This window comes from Dryocola clanedunensis, assembly GCF_038405435.1.
In the GTDB taxonomy this organism is placed as follows: domain Bacteria; phylum Pseudomonadota; class Gammaproteobacteria; order Enterobacterales; family Enterobacteriaceae; genus Dryocola; species Dryocola clanedunensis_A.
The window spans coordinates 97,334-123,488 of the sequence record NZ_JBBYHZ010000007.1; the positions used below are offsets into that span (position 1 = coordinate 97,334).

Annotated in this window: 22 protein-coding genes; 6 read left to right on the forward strand and 16 right to left on the reverse strand. The window is 56.8% G+C overall.

Going from position 1 to position 26,155, the window contains the following annotated elements:
• Positions 1-90 precede the first annotated feature (90 nt).
• Entirely contained in the window at positions 91-984 is an 894-nt protein-coding gene (locus AAE045_RS15945) for a nucleoside-specific channel-forming protein Tsx (RefSeq protein WP_455548568.1), read from the forward strand.
• A gap of 331 nt (positions 985-1,315) precedes the next feature.
• On the opposite strand, the gene secF is transcribed toward AAE045_RS15945, so the two are convergent.
• The 5 genes from secF to queA all read right to left on the reverse strand — a co-directional run bounded on the left by secF (position 1,316) and on the right by queA (position 6,806).
• Complete coding sequence (gene secF, locus AAE045_RS15950) at positions 1,316-2,287, reverse strand: protein translocase subunit SecF (protein WP_455548569.1); 972 nt, start codon at positions 2,285-2,287, stop codon at positions 1,316-1,318.
• Positions 2,288-2,297: 10 nt separating this feature from the next.
• Positions 2,298-4,145: a protein translocase subunit SecD gene (secD, locus tag AAE045_RS15955; protein ID WP_455548570.1), complete on the reverse strand. Its 1,848-nt coding sequence runs from the start codon at positions 4,143-4,145 to the stop codon at positions 2,298-2,300.
• A 26-nt stretch (positions 4,146-4,171) separates the two neighbouring features.
• Positions 4,172-4,504, reverse strand: coding sequence for a preprotein translocase subunit YajC (yajC, locus tag AAE045_RS15960; protein ID WP_455427172.1), 333 nt, complete (start codon positions 4,502-4,504; stop codon positions 4,172-4,174).
• Positions 4,505-4,526: 22 nt separating this feature from the next.
• On the reverse strand, positions 4,527-5,654 hold the full coding sequence (gene tgt, locus AAE045_RS15965; RefSeq protein ID WP_455427171.1) for a tRNA guanosine(34) transglycosylase Tgt: 1,128 nt from the start codon (positions 5,652-5,654) through the stop codon (positions 4,527-4,529).
• An 81-nt stretch (positions 5,655-5,735) separates the two neighbouring features.
• Complete coding sequence (gene queA / locus AAE045_RS15970) at positions 5,736-6,806, reverse strand: tRNA preQ1(34) S-adenosylmethionine ribosyltransferase-isomerase QueA (protein WP_455548571.1); 1,071 nt, start codon at positions 6,804-6,806, stop codon at positions 5,736-5,738.
• Positions 6,807-6,910: 104 nt separating this feature from the next.
• Between queA and acpH the strand changes: the two genes are divergently transcribed.
• Positions 6,911-7,492: an ACP phosphodiesterase gene (gene acpH / locus AAE045_RS15975; protein WP_455548572.1), complete on the forward strand. Its 582-nt coding sequence runs from the start codon at positions 6,911-6,913 to the stop codon at positions 7,490-7,492.
• Between the two features lie 201 nt (positions 7,493-7,693).
• The gene (locus tag AAE045_RS15980; protein ID WP_167612035.1) at positions 7,694-8,296 is read left to right on the forward strand and encodes a peroxiredoxin C; all 603 of its coding nucleotides are present in this window, start codon (positions 7,694-7,696) and stop codon (positions 8,294-8,296) included.
• A gap of 48 nt (positions 8,297-8,344) precedes the next feature.
• On the opposite strand, the gene AAE045_RS15985 is transcribed toward AAE045_RS15980, so the two are convergent.
• The 6 genes from AAE045_RS15985 to phoB all read right to left on the reverse strand — a co-directional run bounded on the left by AAE045_RS15985 (position 8,345) and on the right by phoB (position 17,361).
• A complete protein-coding gene (locus tag AAE045_RS15985; RefSeq protein ID WP_455548573.1) occupies positions 8,345-9,847 on the reverse strand; it encodes a TrkH family potassium uptake protein in 1,503 nt (500 codons plus the stop codon).
• Positions 9,848-10,071: 224 nt separating this feature from the next.
• The gene (gene malZ / locus AAE045_RS15990; protein ID WP_455548574.1) at positions 10,072-11,889 is read right to left on the reverse strand and encodes a maltodextrin glucosidase; all 1,818 of its coding nucleotides are present in this window, start codon (positions 11,887-11,889) and stop codon (positions 10,072-10,074) included.
• Between the two features lie 158 nt (positions 11,890-12,047).
• Positions 12,048-13,421, reverse strand: a complete 1,374-nt coding sequence (gene proY / locus AAE045_RS15995; protein WP_455548575.1) for a proline-specific permease ProY — start codon at positions 13,419-13,421, stop codon at positions 12,048-12,050.
• A 70-nt stretch (positions 13,422-13,491) separates the two neighbouring features.
• Entirely contained in the window at positions 13,492-14,814 is a 1,323-nt protein-coding gene (brnQ, locus tag AAE045_RS16000) for a branched-chain amino acid transporter carrier protein BrnQ (RefSeq protein ID WP_455548576.1), read from the reverse strand.
• A 546-nt stretch (positions 14,815-15,360) separates the two neighbouring features.
• Positions 15,361-16,650 carry a phosphate regulon sensor histidine kinase PhoR gene (phoR, locus tag AAE045_RS16005; protein WP_455548577.1) on the reverse strand — a complete coding sequence of 430 codons (1,290 nt, stop codon included), beginning with the start codon at positions 16,648-16,650 and terminating at the stop codon, positions 15,361-15,363.
• A 21-nt stretch (positions 16,651-16,671) separates the two neighbouring features.
• Entirely contained in the window at positions 16,672-17,361 is a 690-nt protein-coding gene (phoB, locus tag AAE045_RS16010) for a phosphate response regulator transcription factor PhoB (protein ID WP_202302192.1), read from the reverse strand.
• Between the two features lie 183 nt (positions 17,362-17,544).
• Between phoB and sbcD the strand changes: the two genes are divergently transcribed.
• Both sbcD and sbcC read left to right on the forward strand, forming a co-directional pair.
• A complete protein-coding gene (gene sbcD / locus AAE045_RS16015; RefSeq protein WP_455548578.1) occupies positions 17,545-18,762 on the forward strand; it encodes an exonuclease subunit SbcD in 1,218 nt (405 codons plus the stop codon).
• On the forward strand, positions 18,759-21,914 hold the full coding sequence (gene sbcC, locus AAE045_RS16020; RefSeq protein ID WP_455548579.1) for an exonuclease subunit SbcC: 3,156 nt from the start codon (positions 18,759-18,761) through the stop codon (positions 21,912-21,914). Before sbcD ends, sbcC begins: the two co-directional genes overlap by 4 nt.
• 109 nt (positions 21,915-22,023) lie before the next feature.
• Here the strand turns inward: sbcC and mak are convergent, their stop codons facing one another.
• Positions 22,024-22,935: a fructokinase gene (mak, locus tag AAE045_RS16025; RefSeq protein WP_455548580.1), complete on the reverse strand. Its 912-nt coding sequence runs from the start codon at positions 22,933-22,935 to the stop codon at positions 22,024-22,026.
• Between the two features lie 126 nt (positions 22,936-23,061).
• Here mak and rdgC point away from each other — a divergent pair, with 126 nt between their 5' ends.
• A complete protein-coding gene (gene rdgC, locus AAE045_RS16030; protein WP_455427159.1) occupies positions 23,062-23,973 on the forward strand; it encodes a recombination-associated protein RdgC in 912 nt (303 codons plus the stop codon).
• 43 nt (positions 23,974-24,016) lie between these two features.
• Here rdgC and ppnP read toward each other — a convergent pair whose 3' ends face one another.
• The 4 genes from ppnP to aroL all read right to left on the reverse strand — a co-directional run bounded on the left by ppnP (position 24,017) and on the right by aroL (position 26,105).
• Positions 24,017-24,310, reverse strand: coding sequence for a pyrimidine/purine nucleoside phosphorylase (gene ppnP, locus AAE045_RS16035; protein ID WP_455427158.1), 294 nt, complete (start codon positions 24,308-24,310; stop codon positions 24,017-24,019).
• Between the two features lie 80 nt (positions 24,311-24,390).
• Positions 24,391-25,068, reverse strand: coding sequence for an AroM family protein (locus tag AAE045_RS16040; RefSeq protein WP_455548581.1), 678 nt, complete (start codon positions 25,066-25,068; stop codon positions 24,391-24,393).
• A gap of 279 nt (positions 25,069-25,347) precedes the next feature.
• Entirely contained in the window at positions 25,348-25,539 is a 192-nt protein-coding gene (locus AAE045_RS16045) for a YaiA family protein (protein ID WP_455427156.1), read from the reverse strand.
• A 14-nt stretch (positions 25,540-25,553) separates the two neighbouring features.
• Entirely contained in the window at positions 25,554-26,105 is a 552-nt protein-coding gene (gene aroL / locus AAE045_RS16050; RefSeq protein WP_455548582.1) for a shikimate kinase AroL, read from the reverse strand.
• Positions 26,106-26,155 lie beyond the last annotated feature (50 nt).

Consider the following 26,155-nt stretch of genomic DNA (forward strand, 5'->3'; position numbering starts at 1 on the left):
GCCAATTAAAAACCAGCTGAATGGTTGATGGCTTCGGGTGAATGAATCACCTCTCCTCTCACGGGAACATATAAAACAGTGGCAAATAATATGAAAAAAATTATTCTGGCGGCCGGCACCGTTCTGGCGCTTTCAAACTCTTTCTCAGCAAGTGCGCAAGAGACGAAAAACAGCGAATATCTGTCTGACTGGTGGCACCAGAGCGTTAACGTGGTGGGCAGCTATCACACCCGTTTCGGACCACAGCTGACCAACGACGTATATCTGGAATATGAAGCCTTTGCCAAGAAAGACTGGTTCGACTTCTACGGCTACATCGATATCCCAAAAACCTTCGGCTGGGGCAACGGCAACGACAAAGGTATCTGGGATGACGGTTCACGCATGTTTATGGAGATCGAACCGCGCTTCTCTATCGACAAGCTGACCGGCACCAGCCTGGCGTTTGGTCCGTTTAAAGAGTGGTATATCGCCAACAACTATATCTACGATATGGGTGCTCACGGCGACGACGCCAGCAAGCAGAACACCTGGTACATGGGTCTGGGCACGGATATCGATACCGGCCTGCCGATGAGCCTGTCCCTGAACGTCTACGCCAAATACCAGTGGCAGAACTACGGCGCGTCCAACGAAAATCAGTGGGACGGCTACCGCTTCAAAGTGAAGTATTTCGTGCCGATTACTACCCTGTGGGGCGGTAACCTGAGCTACATCGGCTTCACCAACTTCGACTGGGGTTCCGATCTGGGCGATGACAACTTCATCGACAACAACGGCCATCACGCGCGTACCAGCGACTCCATCGCGTCCAGCCACATCCTTGCCCTGAACTACGATCACTGGCACTACTCCGTTGTCGCGCGTTACTGGCACAACGGCGGACAGTGGAACGATGACGCCAGCCTGAACTTCGGCAACGGTGATTTCAGCGTGCGCTCTACCGGCTGGGGTGGTTACCTGGTTGTGGGTTATAACTTCTAATCCGCCGGAAAGTACAAAGCCAGCTCTTATGAGCTGGCTTTTTTTATGCCTGACCGCCAACGGTGGATGGCGCTTACGCTTATTCCCCCTACAAAAAACCTTATCGTAGGTCGGATAAGCGCAGCGTTATCCGACAAAAAACAGCCAACGGTGGATGGCGCTTACGCTTATCCACCCTACAAAAAACCCTATCGTAGGTCGGATAAGCGCAGCGTCATCCGACAAAAAACAGCCAACTGTGGTAAACACTCACGCTCATCCCCCCTACGCTTTAGCCAGGCAAAAAAAAACCGCAGCACGATGGCTGCGGTTTTTATCTGACTTAACAATCTTAAGGCAGAATGGACGGCTGGTCCGCGCCTTCTTTCTCGACTTTCTGCTGCAGCATGTGCTCGCGCTTCATGCCCAGCTTCAGCGCCAGTGCGGACGCCACGTAGATAGAAGAAACTGTACCGATAGAAACACCGATAAGCATGGTCAGCGAGAAGCCTTTCAGCATTGCGCCACCAAACAGATACAGCATGAGAATCACAACCAACGTCGTCCCGGAGGTGATCAACGTACGGTGCAGCGTCTGGGTCAAAGACACGTTAAAGATTTCGTAAGGCGTGCCGCGACGGATCTTGCGGAAGTTCTCACGAATACGGTCAGATACCACGATGCTGTCGTTCAGCGAGTAACCGATGACCGACATCAACGATGCGACGATGGTCAGGTCAATCTCAATATGGAATAACGACAGCACACCCAGGGTAATCACCACGTCGTGCATCAGCGCGATAACCACACCGGCTGCCAGACGCCACTCAAAGCGGAACCCGACGTACACCAGGATAGAGATCAGTGCGGCCAGCAGCGCCAGTGCGCCATTCTGTGCCAGATCTGCACCCACACTTGGGCCGACGAATTCAATACGCTTAACCGCAGCATCCTGGCTGGATGCCTCATTGATCACGCTGACAATCTTGCTGCCCAGCACCTGCCCGCCGGTTTCCCCTTGGGCTGGTGGCATGCGTACCATGATGTCACGGCTGCTGCCGAAGTTCTGGACCAGCGGCTCAGCAAAGCCCGCTTTCTCCAGCGCTACGCGCATCTGGTCCAAATCCACTGGTTTTTCCAGCGAGATTTCGATGACCGTACCACCGGTGAAGTCCAGGCCCCAGTTGAAGCCCTTCACACCGATAATCACTACGGAGAGGATCAGCAGGAATCCGGAGATGCCGAATGCCCAGTAATCCCAGCGCATAAAGTCATGGACTCTGCGGCCGTAGTTTAATTGTTCAACAGTATATTCCTGTGCCACAACGCACTCCTCAGATAGACAGCTTAGTAACGCGCTTGCCGCCGTACAGCAGGTTTACGATGGCACGGGTACCGACGATTGCGGTAAACATGGACGTCGCCACACCAATACCGGTCGTGATCGCAAAGCCTTTAATTGCCCCGGTGCCTACGGCATACAGGATGATGACCTTGATAAGCGTCGTGATGTTAGCATCAAAAATAGAGCTGAACGCGCCCTGGTAACCCTCGTGGATAGCCTGCTGTACCGAACGTCCGTTACTAAGCTCTTCCTTAATACGTTCGTTTATCAGTACGTTGGCATCGACGGCGACAGCAAGGGTTAACACGATCCCCGCAATCCCCGGCATGGTGAGCGTCGCCCCCGGCAGCAGGGACATAATCCCGACAATCATCACCAGGTTAACCAGCAGCGCAGAGGTCGCGATCAGGCCAAACTTCTTGTAGAAGAACAGCATGAAGATGATGGAGACCGCGAGGCCAGCCAGACACGCTTCCAGACCCTGCTTGATATTTTCCATACCCAGGGTCGGGCCAATGGTGCGTTCTTCAACAATCTGAATTGGCGCAATCAGCGCACCCGCACGCAGCAGCAGAGAGAGCTGGCGAGCTTCATTCGCGTTGCTGATCCCGGTGATACGGAAGCTGTTGCCCAGACGCGACTGAATGTTCGCCACGTTGATCACTTCTTCCTGTTTCACCAGCACCGCACGACCGGTGGCATCTTTCTTACCGCTGTCTTTGTACTCCACGAACAGGGTCGCCATCGGCTTGCCGATGTTGTCCTTGGTGAAGTTAGACATGATGTTACCGCCCGCGCCGTCCAGGGAGATATTAACCTGCGCCTGGTTGTACTCATCGGTGCTTGAGGTGGAGTCGGTGATGTGGTCACCGGTGAGGATCACGCGCTTGTACATGACAATCGGCTGACCTTCACGGGTTTGCTTCACTTCCGAATCACCCGGCACGCGGCCAGACGCGGCGGCAGACTGGTCTACGTTGGTGTTAACCAGACGGAATTCCAGCGTCGCGGTAGCGCCAAGGATCTCTTTCGCACGCGCGGTATCCTGAATACCCGGCAGCTCAACGACGATGCGATCGGCACCCTGACGTTGAACCAGAGGTTCAGCAACACCGAGCTGGTTTACACGGTTACGCAGAATATTGATGTTCTGCTGAACGGCGTATTCACGCGCTTCGCTCAGACGAGCATCCGACATCACGGCGCGCAGCGAGTTATTGCCCTGGTTAGTGATAACCAGATCGCGGTGACGTGGGCCTAAGTAAGAGACGGCCGCATCGCGGGCTGCGCTATCACGAAAGAGAATGTCGACACCATAGTTATCTGCTTTACGCACGTTGGTGTAGGCAATGCCTTTCTCACGCAGGTCGCTACGCAGACCTTCAGTGGTTTGTTCCTGCAGCTTGCTTAACGCGGTATCCATGTCGACTTCCATCAGGAAGTGCACGCCGCCGCGCAGGTCAAGACCGAGTTTCATCGGCTCTGCGGAGATCATGGTTAGCCAGCGAGGGGTCGCCGGTGCAAGGTTAAGCGCCACGACATATTTGTCGCCCAATACGCCCATCAGCGCTTCACGGGCGCGCAGCTGCGTATCGGTGGTATCGAAGCGTGCAAGAATCGCACCCTCTTCCAGTGCCACAGACTTAGCGGTGATTTTTTCTTCTTTTAAGGTGTTCTGGACCTGGATCAGCGTTTGCTCACTGGCGGCGACGCCGCGCGCGCCAGTGATCTGTACTGCCGGATCCTCACCATATAGGTTGGGAAGTGCGTATAGCAGGCCGACGACAATGACGACGACCAGCATGATGTACTTCCACAAAGGATAGCGGTTTAACACAGTAGTTCCCTTAGGGACATCGAATATTACAGCGCCTTCATGGTGCCTTTCGGCAGAACGGCAGCTACGAAATCACGCTTGATAACCACTTCAGTGGTGTCATTCAGTGCGATAGAGATATAGCCAGTGTCAGCTACTTTCGCTACGCGACCAACCAGACCACCGGTCGTCAGCACTTCATCACCTTTGGCGATGGAGTCCATCAGTTTCTTGTGCTCTTTAGTACGCTTTTGCTGTGGACGCAGGATCATGAAATAGAAGATCAGGCCAAAGACCACCAGCATCAGAATTAAAGAGTACGGGCTACCCTGCGCTGGAGCACCGGTTGCAGCAACCGCATCAGAAATGAAAAAGCTCATGAAAATTCCCTCATTATTAAAATTAATCGACGTTCAAAGCTGGAACTGGCTTACCTGTCCGCTCGTAAAAATCAGTCACGAAGTGCTCTAATTTACCCTCTTCAATAGCCTTGCGTAAACCAGCCATCAGGCGCTGATAGTAGCGAAGATTATGAATGGTATTGAGCCGCGCGCCGAGTATTTCGTTGCAACGGTCAAGATGATGCAAGTAGGCACGTGAATAATTGCGACACGTATAGCAATCACACTCAGCATCAAGCGGAGATGTATCGTCCTTGTGCTTCGCGTTGCGGATTTTCACCACACCATCTGTAACAAACAAATGACCGTTACGTGCGTTACGCGTTGGCATAACGCAGTCAAACATATCGATACCGCGGCGGACGCCTTCGACCAGGTCTTCCGGTTTACCGACTCCCATAAGGTAACGTGGCTTGTCAGCAGGGATCTGCGGGCAAACATGTTCCAGAATGCGGTGCATGTCGTCCTTTGGTTCACCTACAGCCAGGCCGCCGACAGCGTAGCCATCAAAGCCTATCTCTACCAGACCTTTTACCGAGATATCTCGTAAATCTTCGTAAACACTACCCTGAATAATGCCAAAAAGCGCATTTTTATTGCCAAGGGAATCAAAGCGATCGCGGCTGCGCTGCGCCCAGCGCAGGGACATTTCCATAGAACGCTTCGCATAATCCCAGTCGGCCGGGTATGGCGTACACTCATCGAAAATCATCACGATATCGGAACCGAGATCGTATTGAATTTCCATGGATTTTTCTGGATCGAGGAAGATCGCGTCGCCGTTGATCGGGTTGCGGAAATGCACGCCCGCTTCGGTGATCTTACGAATATCCCCAAGGCTGAAGACCTGGAAGCCGCCGGAGTCAGTCAGAATCGGGCCTTTCCACTGCATAAAATCGTGCAGATCGCCGTGCAGCTTCATGATTTCCTGACCCGGGCGCAGCCACAGGTGGAAAGTATTGCCGAGGATGATTTGCGCCCCGGTCTCCTGCACTTCTTCCGGCGTCATGCCTTTCACGGTGCCGTAAGTGCCCACTGGCATAAATGCAGGGGTTTCTACCACGCCACGGTCAAACACCAGGCGACCACGGCGAGCGCGACCGTCGGTAGTATCTAATTCAAATTTCACATTTCCTCCAGCATCAGAGAAACAGTCTGATGATTAAGACAAAAACGCCGCCCGGTTGACCGGACGGCGCGGAATTTCTTGCTAAGCGCCTGGGCGCTCGTTAATCGCCTGCGGATTGTACGTGATATACATCGCATCACCGTAACTAAAAAAGCGATATTCGGAATTTACAGCCGCCTGATAGGCATTCATGGTGTGTTTATAGCCTGCAAAGGCGGACACCAGCATGATAAGCGTGGATTCAGGCAGGTGGAAGTTGGTTACCAGCGCATCGATAACGTTGTACTGGTAGCCCGGGTAGATAAAGATTTGCGTATCGCCGAAGAACGGCTCAATCAGATCGTTTTTTGCCGCCTGCGCGGCGCTTTCCAGCGAACGCACGGACGTAGTGCCCACGGCAATAACGCGATTGCCGCGCGCTTTACAGGCCAGCACGGCATCGACAACTTCCTGCGGCACTTCCGCATATTCGGAATGCATGATGTGGTCTTCAATGCTGTCCACGCGCACCGGCTGGAACGTCCCCGCACCAACGTGCAGCGTCACAAACGCCTGTTCGATGCCTTTATTACGCAGCGCTTCCAGCAGCGGCTCATCGAAATGCAGACCGGCAGTCGGGGCAGCAACCGCGCCCGGCTTCTCGCTGTAAACGGTCTGATAAAGCTCACGGTCTGCGTCTTCATCCGGACGATCGATATACGGCGGCAGCGGCATATGGCCAATGCTGTTAAGAATATCCAGCACGCTGCGCTCGTCGTTAAACTCCACTTCGAACAGGGCATCGTGGCGCGCAACCATGGTGGCGTGTACGCTTTCATCATCGCCCAGCAGTAGCTCAGCGCCCGGCTTCGGGGCTTTAGAAGCGCGGATATGCGCCAGAATGCGCTTGTCGTCCAGCATCCGCTCGACCAGCACCTCAATCTTGCCGCCGCTGGCTTTACGGCCAAACAGACGGGCGGGGATCACGCGGGTATTATTAAAGACCAGCAGATCGCCGGGGTTGAGCTTATCGAGCAGATCGGTGAAAGTGCCATGCGTTAACTCCCCTGTCGGCCCGTCGAGCGACAGCAAACGGCAGGCGCTGCGGCTTGCCTGCGGATAGTGGGCAATCAGGGATTCTGGCAGTTCGAAGGAGAAATCGGCAACACGCATGGCTTAAAAACTCAGACTTAAAAAGTGGCGGTACAGTCTAGTGCCAGGGGGCGCTGCTGGCAACCGGTAAGCCGCCATAAAGCTTAATACGGATAAAGAAAACTATGAATTTCCTCGCCCATCTACATCTGGCCAGCCTGGCGGAAAGTTCGCTGCTCGGCAACCTGCTGGCAGATTTTGTCCGCGGCAATCCGGATGACAGCTTTTCACCCGACATCGTGGCGGGCATCTATATGCATCGCCGGGTGGACGTGCTGACTGACCGGCTTCCTGAAGTGACGCTCGCCAAAGCGTGGTTTCGTCCTGAAACCCGCCGGGTGGCGCCGATTACCCTGGACGTCATGTGGGACCATTTCGTCTCGCGCCACTGGGCGAAGCTGAACCCGGACATTGAGCTGGGTGATTTTATCGCTCACGCCCGCTCGCATATCGTCCCGCACCTGGCCGACACCCCGCCGCGCTTTATCAACCTGAATAACTATCTCTGGGACGAGCGCTGGATGGAGCGCTACAGCGACATGGCGTTTATCGCTAACGTTCTCAACGGCATGGCGTCGCGTAGACCAAGACTGGATGCTTTGCGAGCCTCATGGCAGGACCTGGATACCCACTATGAGGCGCTGGAAGCGCTTTTCTGGCAGTTCTACCCGCGTATGATGGAACAGGCAGCACAAAAAAGTTTGTAAGCCGTCTCACGGCGGCGATTAACTTCTTGCCCTTTTACAAAAAAGGGCTATTTTGGATGGCTGCTGTGGGAATCTTCGCTTTTTGATAGGCAAATCCTATCTGATTAATCGGCGCAGCGCGCTTGAGTTGCAGGGAGCGCAAACCCTATACTCCCCCCCGTTGCGTTAACACTCACTTTAACAAAATTAACAGGAGTACATATGGTCCTGGTTACTCGTCCAGCCCCTGATTTTACCGCAGCTGCCGTACTTGGCAGTGGCGAAATCGTTGAAAACTTCAACTTCAAAGCACACACCAACGGTAAACCAACCGTCGTGTTCTTCTGGCCAATGGACTTCACCTTCGTCTGCCCGTCTGAACTGATCGCGTTCGACAAGCGTTACGAAGAGTTCCAGAAGCGTGGCGTAGAAGTCGTTGGTGTTTCTTTTGACTCCGAGTTCGTTCACAACGCATGGCGTAAAACCCCTGTTGAGAACGGCGGCATCGGTGAAGTGAAATACGCGATGGTTGCTGACGTTAAGCGTGAAATCCAGAAAGCTTACGGCATCGAACATCCGGAAGCGGGCGTTGCACTGCGCGGCTCCTTCCTGATCGACAAAGCCGGTATCGTGCGCCACCAGGTTGTTAACGACCTGCCGCTGGGCCGTAATATCGACGAAATGCTGCGCATGGTTGACGCGCTGCAGTTCCACGAAGAGCACGGCGAAGTGTGCCCGGCTCAGTGGGAAAAAGGCAAAGAAGGTATGAACGCGTCTCCGGACGGCGTTGCTAAATACCTGAGCGAAAACGTTGCTAAGCTGTAATCGCTAAACGTTTTTGTACGAAAGGCCGCGAAAGCGGCCTTTTTTGTTTTATGCCCGCCAGAACACCCTTGAGAGCAAAATCAGCACCGGATAGATTTCCAGTCGCCCCAGCAGCATCGCCGAGCAAAGCAGATACTTCGCTCCGTCGCTGAGCGTGCCAAACCCCTGCGCCGTCTCGCCAAAGCCCAGCCCCATGTTATTGATACAGGCCGCGACGGAAGCATAAGAGGTGAGCAGGTCATAGCCCATCAGATTCAGCGCCCAGATAAAGAAAAACGTGCAGGCGGCGTAGAGGAAGAAGAAGCTGCCGACTGAACGCACAACCCGGTCGTTAATCAGCGCCCCGCCCACTTTAATGCTGTACAGCGCTCTTGGATGGGCCAGCTGGTGCAGCTCATGGCGGCTTTGCTTGAAGAGGATCAGCACGCGCAGCGCCTTAATCCCCCCGCACGTGGAGCCTACGCAGCCGCCGAAGAAGCTCGCGCTGAGCAGAAACACAATGGTATGCGACGGCCAGCGGGCATAATCTCCCGTAGAGAGGCCATTATCGGTAATCATTGAGCTGGTCAGGAAGAAGGCGTGGACGAAAGAGTCCGTCAGGCCGTACATCCCCGCGCGGTAGACTTCAAACGTAGTGATCAGCGCAACAATCGCCACGACCAGCAAAAAGAACTTCAGCTCGGCGTTCTTACGAAATGGCTTCAGGCTCCACTTGCTCAGGGCGACAAAATAGAGGGTAAAGTTCACCGCCGACAACAGTGAAAATATGCCGGCCACCATCTCTATGGCGTTACTGTCAAAATAGCCGATGCTCTCGTTGCGGGTAGAAAAACCGCCCAGTGAAACCGTCGACAGCCCGTGGCAAAGTGCATCAAACCACTGCATCCCCGCCGCGCGGAAGCTCACGGTACACAGCAGGCCAAGCAGCAGATAGGTGAACCAGAGGCTTTTTGAGGTATCCGCCAGGCGCGGCGTTAAGCGCTCTTCTTTAAACGGTCCGGGCATTTCCGACTGATAAAGCTTCATGCCGCCGATGCCCAGCAGCGGCAGCACGGCCACCGCCAGAACGATAACGCCTAAGCCGCCAATGTAGTTGAGCTGCGCCCGGTAGTAGAGCATGGAGCGGGGAATATCGCTGACGTCGTTAAGCACCGTGGCGCCGGTCGTGGTTATCCCCGACACGCCCTCAAACAGCGCGTCCGCAAACGGCATATGCACATCGGCATTCAGCCAGAAAGGCAGCGCGCTTATCAGGGAAAACAGCAGCCAGAACAGCACAATGATAATAAAACCGTCGCGGGTTTTGAGCTGGATATTGCTGCGCCGGGTCATCGCCCAGCTGGCACCGCCGAGGGAGGCGAACACCACAAAAGTGGTCAAAAACGCAAACATGCTGCGCTCTTTGTTGACCAGCGCCACCAGCATCGGCGGCAGCATCGAGAGGCTGTACAATAACACCAAAAATCCACACAGGTGGATAATGACAGTAAGCCGTGGCAAAACCAGTGTTTTCCGCCGATCCAATGCAAACCCCTTGACGCAACCGGTCATAACCCCCGGTTTTGCCGGGAAAATGAGACAGACAGTAGAGTGAAGTGTACTTCACCCTATTTTTTATGGGGCGTAACTTTAACAAAACTACGAAACGGCGTCTTTTCTCATTCGGTCTGATAAAAGGCTAAAACTGTTAATAATAAATACAGTCGGGCCGGAGGATTTAACACCTCCGGCCCCGAAAAGGATAAACAGCGCCGGGCAGCGTCTTCCTTTCGATCTTACAAACTGCGCCACACGGCGACAGAAACCGCTGGCAGCGACAGCTCACGCTGGGCCAGGGTCGCTTTGCCTTCAAGCTGCGACCAGGCTTTACCGCTGAGCAGCGGCGTCCATGGCAGTGTCACCTCACGCTGCCCGCCACGGTTGATGGCTACCAGCACCCGTTCGTTCTGATAAACGCGCGCGAAGACCACGACGTCACCTTCGGCGTATACCACCTGGCACCCGCCCTGGCGCAGCGCCCGGCTCTGGCGGCGCAGCTTGCCTAATCGCTGATACAGCGCCAGCAGATCCAGGTCCTGCTCGCCCTTGCGCCAGGGGAAAGGCTTGCGGCAGAACGGATCGTTATGGCCGTCCAGCCCCACCTCATCGCCATAATAGACGCAGGGTACGCCCGGCCAGCAGTACAGCCAGACCACGGCCAGCGGCAGGCGGGCAACGTCTTTGCCAAGGATCGACTTAAAGCGCGCCGTGTCGTGGCTGTCGAGCTGGTTAAACATGCGCAGCTGCTGCTGGTGCGAGAGGCTGGCGCGATACTCGTCCATCCACGCCATGCAGGTTTGCGCATCGATATGCTGCGGATCGTAGGAGATATCCGTGTTGGCAAGGAAGCCCCAGACCGGGAACGTAAATCCCCGGTAGTTCATCGCGGCGTCTTCCGCATCCGCCTGAAGCCACTGGCGCGCATCGCCGAAATGTTCCCCGAGGATATAGGCGTCCGGCCTGGTTTCCTTCGCGGCTTTGGTGATGCCGGTGACGTGCAGCAGGTTGTTCTTCGCGCCGCCCTCCTCGCCCAGCATGTGCACCACGTCGAGCCGCCAGCCGTCCATGCCCCAGGGTTCACGCAGCCAGTGGCGCACCACGCTGTCCTCGCCCTGGTAAATTTCTTCTACCAGCGAATCCGAACGATAGTCGAGCTTCGGCAGGCTGGAATAGCCCAGCCAGTCCAGCGCGCGCCCCTCCTCAGAGAAGCTGTAGAAATCCCGCCACGGCGAGTGCGGGTTGTTACAGGCCCCGGCCTCATCAGCCTGATGACGATCAAACCACGGGTGCGTATCGCCGCTGTGGTTGAACACGCCGTCCAGCACCAGGCGCATCCCCTGCTGCTGGGTGTTTTTGCGCAGCCGCAGTAAAGCACGATCGCCGCCGAACTGTGCGTCCACGTGGCGATAGTCCTGGGTGTCGTATTTATGCACGCTCGGCGCGGTGAACACCGGGTTGAGGTACAGCGCCGTGACGCCGAGCTTTTTCAGGTACGGCAGCTTTTCGCTGATGCCGTCCAGATCGCCGCCGTAAAACGTCGATCCCCCCGCCTCGCCCGTCAGCGGCTCATCCCAGTCGCGCAGGATGATCTCCCGCTTCGCGGCGTGGTGATAGTAAATCTGGTCCTGCCCGGCCTGGCGCGGCTGGCTGCGGGCAAAGCGGTCCGGAAAGATCTGGTAGAACACCTGATCCTGCACCCACTGCGGCCCCTCATCCGGCGCGTCAAAAGCAAATTGTTCAAGGCGGGCAGGCGGGATAAGACTGAAGCCCTGCGGCGTGAACCAGCGCTGGTGGTCAAGCCACAGCAGCTTGAAGCTGTAGCGGCGGCGCGGCTGGCCGCTGGTAAGATCGATAGCGCCGCTCCAGGCAACGACCCCTTCACAGGGCGCGTTTTTCTGCCGTGTCATGGTGACGGATGTCTCTTCGTTGTCTTTCTCACAGCGCAACACCACGCGCGACGGCTGCTCGTCTCCGGCGAGCCAGAGGGTGATATGCAGCTTGTCTTTGCGCGTCTGAACGAATGGGGCAACCGGAAGGTGCCAGGCATTCAACATAGTAACTTCCCCGAGTCGTAAAATTGACGCCACCTTGCCACAGCCGCAGGCCGGGTCACTCCTCATTCTCATTTAATTTGGGGGAGGAAAGTGGGGGCGGAGAAGGTTAACGGTAGCCCGAAAACAAAAACCCCGCCAGAGCGGCGGGGTTGGGGGAATTAGCTGTGCTCGGCAAGCGCCGCGGCGCGCCGCTGCTTAAAGATCCAGCCAATCAGCAGCAGCACAATCCAGCCGCAGCCTACGTATAGCGAAATGCGGGTATCCGGATGCCAGCCTATCAGCGCGATGATAAACACCAGGAACACCAGCCCAACAACCGTGGTCGCCACGCCGCCCGGCACCGGGAACTTCAGCTCTTTGGCTTCTTCTTTCGACAGCCTGCGACGGAAGGCAATCTGCGACAGCAGGATCATAATCCACACCCACACGGTGGCGAAGGTCGCAAGTGAAGCAATCACCAGAAAGACGTTCTCCGGCATGATGTAGTTGAGGTAGACCGCCAGCAACATGGCCAGGCTCATCACCAGCACGGTGACGTAAGGAATGCCGTTGCGGGAGGTTTTAGCGAACACCTTCGGTGCGCTGCCCTGCTCCGCCATGCCGTGCAGCATGCGGCCCACGCCGAACACGTCGCTGTTAATCGCCGAAAGAGAAGCGGTGATCACCACGAAGTTCAGAATACCTGCCGCTATGGTAATGCCCATATGCTGGAAAGTGAGCACGAACGGGCTGCCGGAGGTGCCGACCTGGTTCCACGGGTAGATAGACATGATGACAAACAGCGTGCCCACATAGAACACCAGAATACGCAGCGGGACGGAGTTGATAGCGCGCGGAATCGACTTCTGCGGATCTTTCGCTTCGCCCGCGGTAATACCGATGATTTCGATGCCGCCGTAGGCGAACATCACCATCTGCAGCGACATAATCATGCCTATCCATCCGTTGCTGAAGAAGCCGCCGTTGGTCCACAGGTTATGGATCCCCGTCGCCTGGCCGCCGTTACCTATTCCCCACACGATAATACCGATACCGGCAGCAATCATAATGATGATGGTGGCAACCTTAAAGAACGAGAACCAGAACTCCAGCTCGCCGAACACCTTCACGCTCATCAGGTTGATGGAGCAGATAATCAGCACTACGCTGAGCACCCAGACCCAGTGCGGCACGGCGGGGAACCAGACGCCCATATAGATGCCGAACGCGGTGACGTCCGCGATGGCGACAATCAGAATTTCAAAGCAGTAGGTCCAGCCGGTGATGTAGCCTGCCAGCGGCCCCAGGTTATCCTGGGCGTAACGGGAAAAGGAACTTGCAGCGGGATTATGAACGGACATTTCGCCCAGCGCGCGCATGATGATATACGCCGCCACGCCGCCGATAATATAGGCCAGCAGAACGCTCGGCCCCGCCATTTTAATCGCGTCAGCCGAACCGTAAAACAGCCCCGTACCAATCGCCGACCCCAACGCCATAAAGCGTATGTGTCGGGTACTCAAGCCGCGCTTGAGCTTGTTCTTGTTTTCCATCGTCACAACCACTCTCAACAAATAAAAAACCACGGAGCGCAGCCCCGTGGTTAAACAACAAACAGTTTTCTTAGTGGGCGCTGGAGGTCATCTGCCGTCCTGCTGCCCGGTCCCAGACCACCGCGATAACAACCATCGCCACGGTCGGCAATACCCACGCCAGACCCTGGTCCGACAGCGGCAGACGCGCGGTCCACGCCGGGAGTATATCACTGATGGCCGAAGCCTTGATGCCGTCAATGATACCAAACATTGTGCTGATGAGCATCGCCGGTGCGATAACCCGCGTCGAATTATGCCACCACGGACGGGTGAAGCTCAGCACTACCAGTGCGATACAAGGCGGATAAATAGCGGTCAGCACTGGAATAGACACCTGAATCAGGTGGCTCAGGCCAAGGTTAGAAACCACCATAGAGAACAGGCCGAGGATAAACACCAGCGCACGGTAAGAGAGCGGCAGGTACTGGCTGAAGAACTCTGCGCAGGCGCAGGTCAGGCCCACGGCGGTAACCATACAGGCGAGGAAAATCAGCGCCGCAAGGAAGAAGCTGCCTGCGCCACCGAAGGTGTGAGCCACGTAGGCGTGCAGAATAGCCGCGCCGTTGGCGTTCTGGTCGGCAACCAGCGTCGCGCTGTCGGAGCCCAGGCGGAACAGCGCCAGATAAATCAGCGTCAGGCCAACGCCGGCAATCAGACCCGCCCAGATGGTGTAGCGCGTCAGCAGACGGGATTCGGTCACGCCACGGGAACGCGCGGCGTTAACAATCACGATACCAAACACCAGCGAGGCCAGGGTATCCATCGTCAGATAGCCGTTAACGAAGCCGTTGGAGAACGCGGCGCTCTGGTAGGCCGCTGTAGCGGTACTGATCCCGCCCGCAGGCCACAGCACGGCCCCCGCAGCCAGCACCAGCAGCGCAACGATTTTCACCGGTGCCAGCACGTGCCCGACCGTATCCAGCAGCTTGCCGGGATAAAGAGAGATGCCGATGACCATCGCGAAATAAATCACGCTGTAGATAAACAGCGGCAGTTCACCGGCCCCGGTCAGCGGCGCGATACCCACCTCAAAAGAGACGGTCGCGGTGCGCGGCGTAGCAAACAGCGGGCCAACGGCCAGATAGCAGATGGTTGCCAGCAGAACGCCAGCACGGCGGCCAATCGGCGAGCTTAAGCTGTCGATCCCCCCGCCCACGCGGGCAATAGCAACAATGGTCAGCACCGGCAGGCCCACGGCGGTCACCAGGAAGCCAAACGACGCCATCCAGACGTGTTCACCGGCCTGTAAACCAACCATAGGAGGGAAGATAATGTTGCCTGCGCCAACGAACAGCGCAAAGGTCATAAAGCCCAGAGCGATGATGTCGCGAGATTTTAATTGATGGGTCATAAGATAGTTGCAGCCTGTGGATGTGTGGTGTTGAAAGTATTCAAATTTTTTGCCGTCCATGATGGCAAAAAAGCGGTGTTAATCGGTATCGACAGCGGAAAATACTGATCCCGTACGGTGGCGAAGAATAGTTAGTCGAATTACCACGCAATTGCAGTCGTACTGCTAACACCGGGGCGCAATTAAATCGCTTATAGCGTTTGAAGACAAGAAGGGATCGGAAAAGTAGTTGGATATGCTTAAATTAGATGCATAGGCAGTGAATAAATTCATTTAACGGAAAGTATCGTGGCGCATCATGCGGTCAAATAATCGCCAGATAACCGGAAGCGGTTAACGAAAGGCGTAAAAATAGCCTGTAAGCGGCAGATGGAAAGGGAAGTTGACGGATTTGGTTAATATTTGTGCGCTATCGGTGGATGACGCTACCGCTTATCCACCCTACAAACACCCGCGTAGTTCCGATAAGCATTAACGCCATCCGACATTTCCACCCCGCACCCGTAGGTCGGATAAGCGCCAGCGCCATCCGACATTTCGGCATTTCTACTCCGCCACAATCAGCCGTTCAGGCAGCACAAACGAAAAGCTCGTGCCGCGCCCTGGTTTACTTTCGATATCCAGGCGCGTGTCGTGGTGGCTAAGCGCATGTTTTACAATCGCCAGCCCTAACCCGCTGCCGCCCGTTTGCCTTGAGCGGGCTTTATCCACCCGGTAGAAACGCTCTGTAAGACGTGGGATATGCTCCGCTGAAATCCCCGGCCCGTTGTCCATTACGCTGAACTTCGCGCCGAGCGGAGTTTTCTCCCAGCAGACGATGATATGCGTGCCTTCCGGCGTATGGTTTACGGCGTTATAAACGAGGTTGGAAATCGCGCTGCGCAGCTGCTCCTCGTTGCCGAAGACCCGCAGCGCCGGGTCGATATCAAACTGCAAGGTCTGCCTCTGCTGGCTCAGCGTCTGGGCTTCCCGCTCGACTACCCGCAGCATCAGCGGCACGTCGATCTTCTCGTTAAGCGCCATTGCCGGAGCGGCCTCGATGCGTGAAAGCGTCAGCAGCTGCCTGACCAGCCCTTCCATGCGCGACGTCTGCTCCCGCATCGTGCTCAGCGCCTTATCCTTGAGCGGGCCTTCCAGCCCCTCGTCCTGCATCATTTCCAGATAGCCCTGCAGAACGGTCAGCGGCGTGCGTAATTCATGACTGACGTTGGCAAAGAAGTTGCGGCGGGCGCCTTCCAGCTGGTGCATCTGCGTGACGTCCCGCGCCACCATCAGCCACTGCTCGTCGCTGTAGGGCATAACGCGAAACTCAAGATGACGCCCGTTGTTCAGAACCAGCGTCAGCGGGCGGGAGAACTCTTTATTAGCGAGATAGCGGGTAAACTCCGGGTAGCGCAGCAGGTTAAGGATGTTCTGACCGTTATCGTCCGGCCAGCGCAGCCCCAGCAGCTGCTGTGCCAGGCCGTTACACCAGAAAATCGTCCCCTCTTCCGTGGTCAGCACCACCGCATCGGGCAGCGATTCCGCTCCGCTGCGAAAGCGCTTAATCAGGTTTCCCAGCTCTTTGCGGCGCTTTTTATTGCGCAGCTGCATCTGATGCAAGCCATAGAGCAAAGGCTCCCAGCTGCCGCGGCCCGGCGGGGGCGTCATGCTGCGGTCGACCCACAGCCACCACGACAGGCGAAGTAAATTCCAGAAATGCCAGGCCAGCAGCGCGGTGACCGCCGCCAGCAAAAACCAGGGGAGATGGCCGAAGATCAGCCCGAGAATCGCCGCCGGTATGCAGCAGAGCAGCAGCTCCAGCACCAGCCTTTTCCATGACAACCGTTCCAGCACGCGTCACACTCCTGAAGGAAACTAAAAACGGGTCGAAAAACGATAGCCCGTACCGCGTACCGTTTGTACCATGCGGTCGTGTCCGGTCAATTCCAGCGCTTTACGTAAACGGCGGATATGCACATCAACCGTGCGATCTTCAACGTAAACATTGGTGCCCCAGACGTGGTTCAGCAGCTGTTCACGGCTGTAAACGCGCTCCGGGTGCGTCATAAAGAAATGCAGCAGTTTGAATTCGGTCGGCCCCATATCCAGCGGGTTTTCGCCCGTCATCACGCGATGTGAAGAGGGGTCGAGGCTTAGCCCCTGCATTTCAATCACCTCTTCCACCGCCATGGGTGAAATACGGCGCATCACCGCTTTAATCCGGGCGACCAGCTCTTTCGGGGAGAACGGCTTGGTGATGTAATCATCTGCGCCCACCTCCAGCCCACGCACGCGGTCTTCTTCTTCACCGCGCGCGGTCAGCATCATGACGGGGATTTCGCGTGTTAAAGCCTCGCGCTTCAGATGTTTGATAAACTGAATGCCAGAGCCGCCAGGCAGCATCCAGTCTAATAAAATGAGGTCCGGGAACGGCTCGATAAGCAGGTTCACCGCACTGTCATAATCTTCTGCTTCTACTGGCTGAAAACCGTTTTGTTCGAGCACGAAGCTCACCATCTCACGGATTGGAGCTTCATCTTCTACGACTAAAATACGCTTCGCCATGATTTGCCCTGTTTAAACAATGCCATTGCTAATTTGTGCGCCAGTATGCGTCAGATTTATGACAGATTTATGAAAAAAATGACCGCCGCATGACTCATTGCGAGGAATTATGACACCCGCAAGTGCCCTTCGGGGCGACTGCCTTTATAATCCCCCCACGCTTTTTTTGCCACGGGACGGGTTATGCGCATTATCCACACATCGGACTGGCACCTCGGTCAGAATTTTTATACCAAAAGCCGCGGGCCGGAACATCAGGCTTTTCTCGACTGGCTGCTGAGCACCGCGGTTGAGCAGAGCGTGGATGCGATAATCGTCGCCGGAGATATTTTTGATACCGGCTCGCCGCCGAGCTACGCCCGTGAACTCTACAACCGTTTTGTCGTTCAGCTCCAGGCCACCGGCTGCCAGCTGGTCGTCCTTGCCGGTAACCACGACTCCGTTGCCACGCTCAATGAATCCCGGGAGCTGCTGGCCTGCCTGAACACCACCGTTATCGCCAGCGCCCGCCATGACAGCAGCGAGCAAACGCTGATCCTTAAAAAGAAGGACGGCACGCCCGGCGCGATCCTCTGTCCTATCCCATTTTTACGCCCGCGTGATATCCAGAATAGTCAGGCGGGCCTGAGCGGGCACGAAAAACAGCGCTCATTAATGGAAGCAATCACGGAGCATTACCAGCAATGCCATGCCGCAGCCGTCATCGCTCGCGGCGAACAGCAGCTGCCAATTATCGCCACCGGGCACCTGACCACCGTCGGCGTCACCAAAACCGACGCGGTGCGCGACATCTACATTGGTACGCTGGACGCCTTCCCGGCGCAGAACTTCCCGCCCGCCGACTATATTGCCCTTGGCCACATACATCGCGCGCAGCTGATTGGCGGCACGGAGCACATTCGCTACAGCGGCTCGCCCATCTCGCTGAGCTTTGATGAAACCGGCAAAGCGAAAAGCGTTTATCTGGTGGAGTTTGCGGACGGTGCTCTGCATGATGTCACCGCCCTGCCTGTTCCGGTCAGCCAGCCTCTGGCGGTAATCAAAGGCTCTATTACCGAAATTGAACGGCAGCTGGAGCAGTGGCGGGATGCGCCTGCCGAGCCGAAGGTCTGGCTGGATATCGAAATTGCCACCGACGAATACCTGCACGATTCCCAGCGCCATATCCAGCAGCTAACCGACAGCCTGCCGGTAGAAGTTGTGCTACTGCGCCGCAGCCGGGAACAGCGTGAACGCGTGATTGCTAATCAGCATAAAGAAACCCTGAGCGAGCTGACCGTGGAAGAAGTTTTCGAACGCCGCCTCGCGCAGGAAGAGATGACCGAAGAGCGTGGACAGCGACTGCGAACGCTTTTTGCCCAGACCGTTTCCAGCCTGCATGACGCGGAGGAAACGGCATGAAAATCCTCAGCCTGCGTTTAAAAAACCTCAACTCCCTGAAAGGCGAGTGGAAAATCGATTTTACCCAGGAGCCGTTCGCCAGCAACGGGCTGTTTGCGATAACCGGCCCGACCGGCGCGGGAAAAACCACGCTGCTGGATGCGATCTGCCTCGCGCTTTACCACAAAACTCCGCGCCTCAGCACGGTTTCCCAGTCGCAGAACGACCTGATGACACGCGACACCGCCGAGTGCCTGGCAGAAGTTGAATTCGAAGTGAAAGGCGTGGGCTACCGTGCGTTCTGGAGCCAGAACCGGGCGCGCAACTCGGCGGACGGCAATCTTCAGGTTCCGCGCGTGGAGCTGGCGGAAATCGAAACGGGCAAAATCGTTGCCGATAAAATCAAAGATAAGCTCGATGCGATAGCCAGGCTCACCGGGCTGGATTACGACCGTTTTACCCGTTCGATGATGCTTTCGCAGGGGCAGTTTGCGGCGTTCCTGAACGCCGATGCGAACGACCGCGCCTCGCTGCTCGAAGAGCTGACCGGCACGGAGATTTACGGCACGGTCTCTGCCGTCGTGTTTGAAAACCATAAGCAAATCAAAAGCCGTCTGGAAAATCTCCACGCCCAGGCCGCGGGCGTGGCGCTGCTCAGCGAAGAACAGCAGCAGCAGCTCACAGAGAGTTTGCAGGCGCTCACTCTTGCCGAAAAAAACCTGCTGGATGAACAGCGCCAGCTCACGCAGAGCCAGCAGTGGCTGAACCAGCTTGCGCAGCTGACCGGCGACCAGCAGCGAACAAAACAGGCGCTGGAAACGGCGGATAAAGCCCTGCTGGAGGCAGCGCCGCGCCTTGAAAAACTGACGCGCTCGCTGCCCGCTGAAAAGCTGCGCCCGCACTGGCAGCGCCTGCAGGAGCGCCAGCAGGCGCAGCAGGCCGTCATCGCACAGGCCGCGAATGTGAATGCTCGCTTACAGCACAGCACCACGCGCCGCCAGCAAACCCGGCTGCTCGCCGCGCAAAAGGCGCAAACGCTGCAAGCGGAGAGCCAGCAGGTGCAGGAGTGGCTGGCCGCGCACGACCGCTATCGCCTGTGGGGTTCTGAGATTGCAGGCTGGCGCATGGCTTTTGCGCAGCAGGCCAGAGATGAAAAGCAGATCGCACAGCTGCAGCAGGCCATGCAGGCCGGCCAGCAAAAACTCGCTGCCTTCCCCGAAGCTGGCTTAACCCTCAGCCGGGAAGAAGTGAGCGCTCATTTACAGAAGCTCACCAGCCAGCGTGCGGACCGCCAGCAGCTTGCCGCGCTTCAGCCTCAGTTTGCCGCGCTGGAAAAGCGCCGCGCGGAGCAGCAGCGGGAGCTGGACGAGCTGGATAAGCAGATTGCCGAAAAAGACCCGGAGCTGACCAAAAAGCGTCAGGAGTACAAAGACAAACGCCAGCACGAAAGCGATCTGGAAAAGCTGGTCGAGCAGGAAAGAATTATCCAGAGCCTGGAAGCAGAGCGCTCACGTTTGCAGCCGGACTCGCCGTGCCCTTTATGCGGTTCCACTCAGCATCCCGCTGTTACCGCGTATCAGGCTATTCAGCCGGGTGAAAACCAGCAGCGCCTCGCTGCGTTAAAACTCGAGGTTGAAAAACTCAGGGAACAAGGGTTTGCCCTGAAGGGCCAGTTGGATACCCAGCGGCAGCAGCGAGAAAAGCTGGTTGCAGCCCAGGCCACGCTCGCGGAAGAAAATACGGTGATTGCCGCCCGCTGGCAGCAGCGCTGCGCCGGGCTGCAAATCGCCCTCACGCCGCAGGATGACATCGGCGGCTGGCTGGAAGAGCAGGAGCAGCGCGAGCAGCAGCTTCGCCAGCTGCATGAACGCCAGGCGCTGGAAGAGCAGCTGCAAAAAGACAGGCAGCACTACGATCGTGCGGCAGAGGAATTAGCCAGCCAGCGCGAGGCTTTGCGTGCGGCGCTGGAGCAGGTTGGTCTCACCCAGCCCGCAGCTGGCGAAGAGCAGGCCTGGCTGGCGGCGCGTCAGCAGGAGTCGCAGCTCTGGCAGCAGCACAGTGAAAAGCTCCCGCAGCTTCGGCTGCAGCTCACCACGCTGGAAAATCTGCTGGCGACGGTAGCCGATGATGGATCTGCGCCGCCCGAGCTGGCGGAAGGCGAACGGGCCGAAGCGCTGAATAGCTGGCAGGCGCTGCACAATGAATGCAGTACCCTGGACGGGCAGCTCAGGCTGCTGGGGGAACAAAGCAGGCGGGGCGAAGCCGATCTGCTAGGCGCAAGGGAGCAGTTTAACGCCGGGCTGGCCGCCAGCCCGTTCAGCGACGAGGCAGATTTCCAGAGCGCCCTGCTGGACGAAGCGCAGCGCACCGAACTGGAACAGCTGAAACTGCAGCTTGAACGCCAGCAGCAGCAGCAGAGCGTGCTGTGCCAGCAGGCGGAAACCGCGCTGGCCCAGCATCAGCAGGCCCGGCCGCAACAGCTGGCAGCGGATGCGGAACTGCCGCTGCTCCAGCAGCAGCTTACGGAGCTGACTCAACGTCTGCGTGATAACACGACTCAGCAGGGGCAGATCCAGCAGCAGCTGCGTCATGATGCGGAAAACCGTGTTCGCCAGCAGGCGCTGATGGCCGAGATAAAGGCGTGTGAAGAGCAGGCCGAGGACTGGGGCTACCTCAACGCGATGATCGGCTCTAAAGAAGGGGATAAATTCCGCAAGTTTGCCCAGGGGCTGACGCTGGATAACCTGGTGTGGCTGGCGAATACCCAGCTCAACCGCCTGCACGGGCGCTATCTTTTACAGCGCAAAGACAGCGAGGCGCTGGAGCTGCAGGTTGTCGATACCTGGCAGGCGGACGCGGTGCGCGACACCCGCACCCTCTCCGGCGGCGAAAGCTTCCTGGTCAGCCTGGCCCTTGCGCTGGCGCTCTCGGATCTGGTCAGCCACAAAACCCGCATCGACTCGCTGTTCCTCGACGAAGGCTTCGGCACGCTGGATGCAGAGACGCTGGACACGGCGCTGGACGCGCTGGATACGCTGAACGCCAGCGGCAAAACGATCGGCGTTATCAGCCACGTGGAGGCGATGAAAGAGCGCATCCCGGTGCAGATTCGAGTGAAGAAGATCAACGGCTTAGGGGTAAGCCGGTTAGCGAAGGCGTTTTCCGTAGGATGATCTGAGAGTGTCGGATGACGCTGCGCTTATCCGACCTACTAACGCCTCGCATAGGGGCAGTAAACCGTAGGGTGGATAAGCGCCAGCGTCATCCACCGCTCATCGCATGTTACTTCTCTGCGGGCCACAGCCAGGCCGCGCCGCGTACGCCGCTGGAATCGCCGTGAACCGCTTTGCGGATCGGCGTTTCGAACTCGCCGCCGAACACCCACGGCTTCACCAGCTGCGGCACCGTTTTGTACAAGCGCTCCACGTTGCTCATCCCGCCGCCCAGCACGATAACGTCCGGGTCGAGGACATTCACAATATGCGCCAGCGATTTTGCCAGGCGCATTTCATAGCGGCTGATGGCCAGCTCCGCCACCGGATCCTGCTGTTCGGCAAGGTGCATAATCTCGTTGCCCTTAAGCTTTGTGCCGCTCAGGCGCTGGTAATCGGTGGCGAAGCCGGTGCCGGAAATAAAGGTTTCGATGCAGCCCTGCTTGCCGCAGTAGCACGGCACCTCTTCGCGGTGGCGCAACTCATCTTCATCCATCCACGGCAGCGGGTTATGGCCCCACTCTCCCGCCGTGCCGTTGCCGCCAATCAGGCTGCGCCCGTTGATGGCAATGCCCGAGCCGCAGCCGGTGCCGATAATCACCGCAAACACAATCCCGGCCCCTGCCGCCGCGCCGTCTGTCGCTTCGGAAACCGCGAGGCAGTTCGCGTCGTTCGCCAGGCGGACTTCCCGCTTCAGCGCTTCCGACAGGTCTTTATCGAACGGCTGGCCGTTAAGCCAGGTTGAGTTAGCATTCTTCACCACCCGGGTATAAGGCGAGAGCGATCCAGGAATACCCAGGCCAACCGTGCCGGGCTGCCCCGTAGCCTCCTCTGCCAGGCGCACCAACTCAACAATCGTAGCGATGGTTTGCTGATAATCATCTTTCGGCGTCGGCAGGCGGTGGCGAAAAAGCTGCTCGCCCGCCTCCCCCAGCGCAATCACTTCCGTTTTGGTGCCGCCTAAATCGATACCTATACGCACTGAAATTTCCTCATTTGATGAGCGTTATCAACAGAGTAGAAGTCGGAGGCCGTAAAGGCAATGAAACGTGGCGGCTGATTCGCTATCATGCCCGCTGCGTTTCACTGACCTGACCGGGAAAAAATCATGCTGTGGTTCAAAAATTTAATGGTTTACCGTTTAAGCCGCGACATCACGCTTAGCGCGGATGAGATGGAAAAACAGTTGGCCGCCTTCACGTTCAGCCCCTGCGGTAGCCAGGATATGGCAAAAACCGGCTGGGTGCCACCGATGGGCTCGCACAGTGATGCATTAACCCACGCCAATAACGGGCAGATTGTGATTTGCGCCCGTAAAGAAGAAAAAATTCTGCCGTCGCCGGTCATCAAGCAGGCGCTGGAAGCGAAAATCAGCAAGCTGGAAGCGGACCAGGGCCGCAAGCTGAAGAAAACAGAGAAAGATTCCCTGAAGGATGAAGTGCTGCACTCCCTGCTGCCGCGCGCCTTCAGCCGCTTCAGCCAGACCATGATGTGGATCGATACCGTCAACGGGCTGATTATGGTGGACTGCGCCAGCGCCAAGAAGGCGGAAGATACGCTGGCCCTGCTGCGTAAAAGCCTGGGTTCACTGCCGGTCGTGCCGCTGGCGCTGGAAACCCCTATCGAACTGACGCTCACCGAATGGGTGCGTTCGGGCGATCTGCCAGCCGGTTTTGCGCTGATGGACGAAGCCGAGCTGAAAGCGATCCTTGAGGGCGGGGGCGTGATCCGCTGTAAGCAGCAGGATCTGGTGTGCGACGAAATCGCCACCCACATCGAAGCCGGGAAAGTGGTCACCAAACTGGCGCTGGACTGGCAGGAGCGTATCCAGCTGGTTGTCGCAGACGATGGTTCTATCAAGCGTCTTAAGTTCGCCGATACGCTGCGTGACCAGAATGAAGATATCGACCGCGAAGATTTTGGCGCACGCTTTGACGCCGATTTTATTCTGATGACCGGCGAACTGGCCGCGCTGATTAAAAATCTGGTGGAAGCGCTGGGCGGAGAAGCTCAGAAGTAAAGCGAAGGTGGCGGGTAGCGCAATGCTGACCCGCCAGCATTAATTATTTATCAGCCAGATAGCGGCACAGATAGGAAGTTGGCTCGGCAACCTGCAAATGGAATTCGCTGTGGCCCGGCACGTTAAACACCTCACCCGCCGCAAAAGTTTTCCACTCAATCTCACCAGGCAGTAAAACGTGCAGCGCGCCGCTGACGACCGTCATCTCTTCTGGCTCCGCAGTGCCGAAGGTGTATTCCCCTTCCGCCATTACGCCCACGCTGGCGCGGCCCGTGCTGCTGCTGGTAAAACCAATGGATTTCACTTTGCCGGAGAAGTACTCATTACTTTGTAGCATGGACAGGCCCTTTTAAAATGGTTCAAAAATCCAATATAGAGGGCAACCCAGGAGGCTGTCACGTAAATTGTTTTTCGCCGTCAGGCAAGCAGCTCTGAGGCAAGGCGCGCTAACAGCACGTTCGATAATATTACCGGAACATCGAGCGCTTTTTGCAGCAGATCGCGATGCTTTTGATGGTAGCCCAGGCAGTCGAGCACCAGCACATCGGCGCCTCCGGCCAGCAGCTTATTACCGGCTAAGATCAAATCATCCTCCGTTCCGTGCACCGGATTGGCCAGCGAAAACAGCGGGGACTTCGCCAGCAGCCGCCATTTTTTATGCTGGGAGGCCAGCAGCTCGGGAATAGGCAGAATAATTCCCACCTGATGCCCATCGACGATGGAATTGATCAGCGGTGGAATAATGCGTTCAGGCTCCAGCAGCATGCTGTTATTCACGCTCAGCCCGCTAAAGCGCTCGGAGCTCATCAGCAAAATTACGTCGTAATCCTGCTTATCCAGAATCGTGAGAATACCCTGCAGCGCCAGCTCGATCTTCGGCTTGCTGATGTTAATAATTGTCTGGTCAGCAAGCAGCGCGTGGAGTTCATCCTCCCCCGCTTCGGCGCCATAATCGGCCATCACCTCTTCGCGGGTCATGTTACCCAGCAGGGTGACGTGTTTGATCTGTTCGGCAGAGATATGCTCGGTTAATAGCGGCAGAATTTCACTGACGGGAACTACGCCGATGGTAAGAATGGCCAATGCTGGTTTCATGTTTCGTTCCGCCTTTCTCCTGTACCAGCCCCTTGTGCTGCGCTGGTACCCTTCCCCTTTCAGATGCTGGCCGCAGGGTCGCTTAAGAAGTAATCACAAAGCGTAGCAGCATATCGCATGAGCATCGCCGGAATCCTTAACGAAACGTCAATGCTATTTCATATAACATTATCGTAATGTTTATTTAACTTATCGGCGGTTTAAAAAGTGTGATTAACCAGACGGGAGCGGATTTTTGGGAAATTTCTTGCGGGTAATCGGCATCCTTGCCTGGATTCACTAGATTTTCTGTGGATCCTCATAGCGCCGTTTGGCATCCAGGGCTTCCTGCTCGGTTTCGTGCTCGCTGATTAGCGTGTCGGGATGGGGATGATCCGCCCGCAGCTGGTACCAGGTCACGGTTTCGGTCTGTGACCCTTTCTCAATTTCGACAATTCGCGCTTCGCGCGGATAGGGAGGTTGGCTCGCCATTGCTCTTCCTTAGGTCATAGATGAGCAGTAAGTATAGACGACTGGCTGGCCCTGGAGAGTTGCAGCGCTGCCAGCACCGCGTCCACCACCGCTTCCGGGGAGCGGGAAGCATCAATAACGTGGTGCGCCGCCTGACGGTAAAGCGCTTCACGGGCGGCCAGCACTTCGACGATTTCATCGGTAATTGGCTTGCCGGTAAGGGTTGGACGCTGGCCCTCCTCCGGGAAAGCCTCCAGCCGGTCGGCCAGGATTTGCGCCGGAGCGCGCAGATAAATCACAACCCCATGCTCGCGCATAAACTGGCGGTTAGCCTCCGCCAGCACCATGCCGCCGCCGGTGGCAACGACGGTGTCCGGCGCGGTAACGCTTTTTAACGCCTGGCTTTCGCGCGCGCGGAAACCGTCCCAACCTTCCTGAGCTACGATGTCCGCCACGCTCATCTGCGTGCTGGTGAGCAAATAGTTATCGGTATCGACAAAATTACGGCCCAACGCCTGCGCGAGTGCCGTGCCAACGGTAGTTTTACCGCAGCCGCGTGCGCCGACCAGAAAAATGGGTTGAGTCATCAAAGGAAAATCCTCAGCGGTTCGCCAGAGAGAGAAAAGAAAGTCGTCAC

Bases quoted from the DNA above. Each gene is read 5' to 3' on its own strand.
- AAE045_RS15945 (WP_455548568.1), top strand. From the start codon at position 91: ATGAAAAAAATTATTCTGGCGGCCGGCACCGTTCTGGCGCTTTCAAAC.
- AAE045_RS15985 (WP_455548573.1), bottom strand. From the start codon at position 9,847: ATGACCGGTTGCGTCAAGGGGTTTGCATTGGATCGGCGGAAAACACTG.
- sbcD (WP_455548578.1), top strand. From the start codon at position 17,545: ATGCGCATTATCCACACATCGGACTGGCACCTCGGTCAGAATTTTTAT.
- yajC (WP_455427172.1), bottom strand. From the start codon at position 4,504: ATGAGCTTTTTCATTTCTGATGCGGTTGCTGCAACCGGTGCTCCAGCG.
- malZ (WP_455548574.1), bottom strand. From the start codon at position 11,889: ATGTTGAATGCCTGGCACCTTCCGGTTGCCCCATTCGTTCAGACGCGC.
- queA (WP_455548571.1), bottom strand. From the start codon at position 6,806: ATGCGTGTTGCCGATTTCTCCTTCGAACTGCCAGAATCCCTGATTGCC.
- phoB (WP_202302192.1), bottom strand. From the start codon at position 17,361: ATGGCGAAGCGTATTTTAGTCGTAGAAGATGAAGCTCCAATCCGTGAG.
- AAE045_RS16045 (WP_455427156.1), bottom strand. From the start codon at position 25,539: ATGGCGAGCCAACCTCCCTATCCGCGCGAAGCGCGAATTGTCGAAATT.
- acpH (WP_455548572.1), top strand. From the start codon at position 6,911: ATGAATTTCCTCGCCCATCTACATCTGGCCAGCCTGGCGGAAAGTTCG.
- aroL (WP_455548582.1), bottom strand. From the start codon at position 26,105: ATGACTCAACCCATTTTTCTGGTCGGCGCACGCGGCTGCGGTAAAACT.
- rdgC (WP_455427159.1), top strand. From the start codon at position 23,062: ATGCTGTGGTTCAAAAATTTAATGGTTTACCGTTTAAGCCGCGACATC.
- proY (WP_455548575.1), bottom strand. From the start codon at position 13,421: ATGGAAAACAAGAACAAGCTCAAGCGCGGCTTGAGTACCCGACACATA.
- ppnP (WP_455427158.1), bottom strand. From the start codon at position 24,310: ATGCTACAAAGTAATGAGTACTTCTCCGGCAAAGTGAAATCCATTGGT.
- AAE045_RS16040 (WP_455548581.1), bottom strand. From the start codon at position 25,068: ATGAAACCAGCATTGGCCATTCTTACCATCGGCGTAGTTCCCGTCAGT.
- AAE045_RS15980 (WP_167612035.1), top strand. From the start codon at position 7,694: ATGGTCCTGGTTACTCGTCCAGCCCCTGATTTTACCGCAGCTGCCGTA.
- brnQ (WP_455548576.1), bottom strand. From the start codon at position 14,814: ATGACCCATCAATTAAAATCTCGCGACATCATCGCTCTGGGCTTTATG.
- sbcC (WP_455548579.1), top strand. From the start codon at position 18,759: ATGAAAATCCTCAGCCTGCGTTTAAAAAACCTCAACTCCCTGAAAGGC.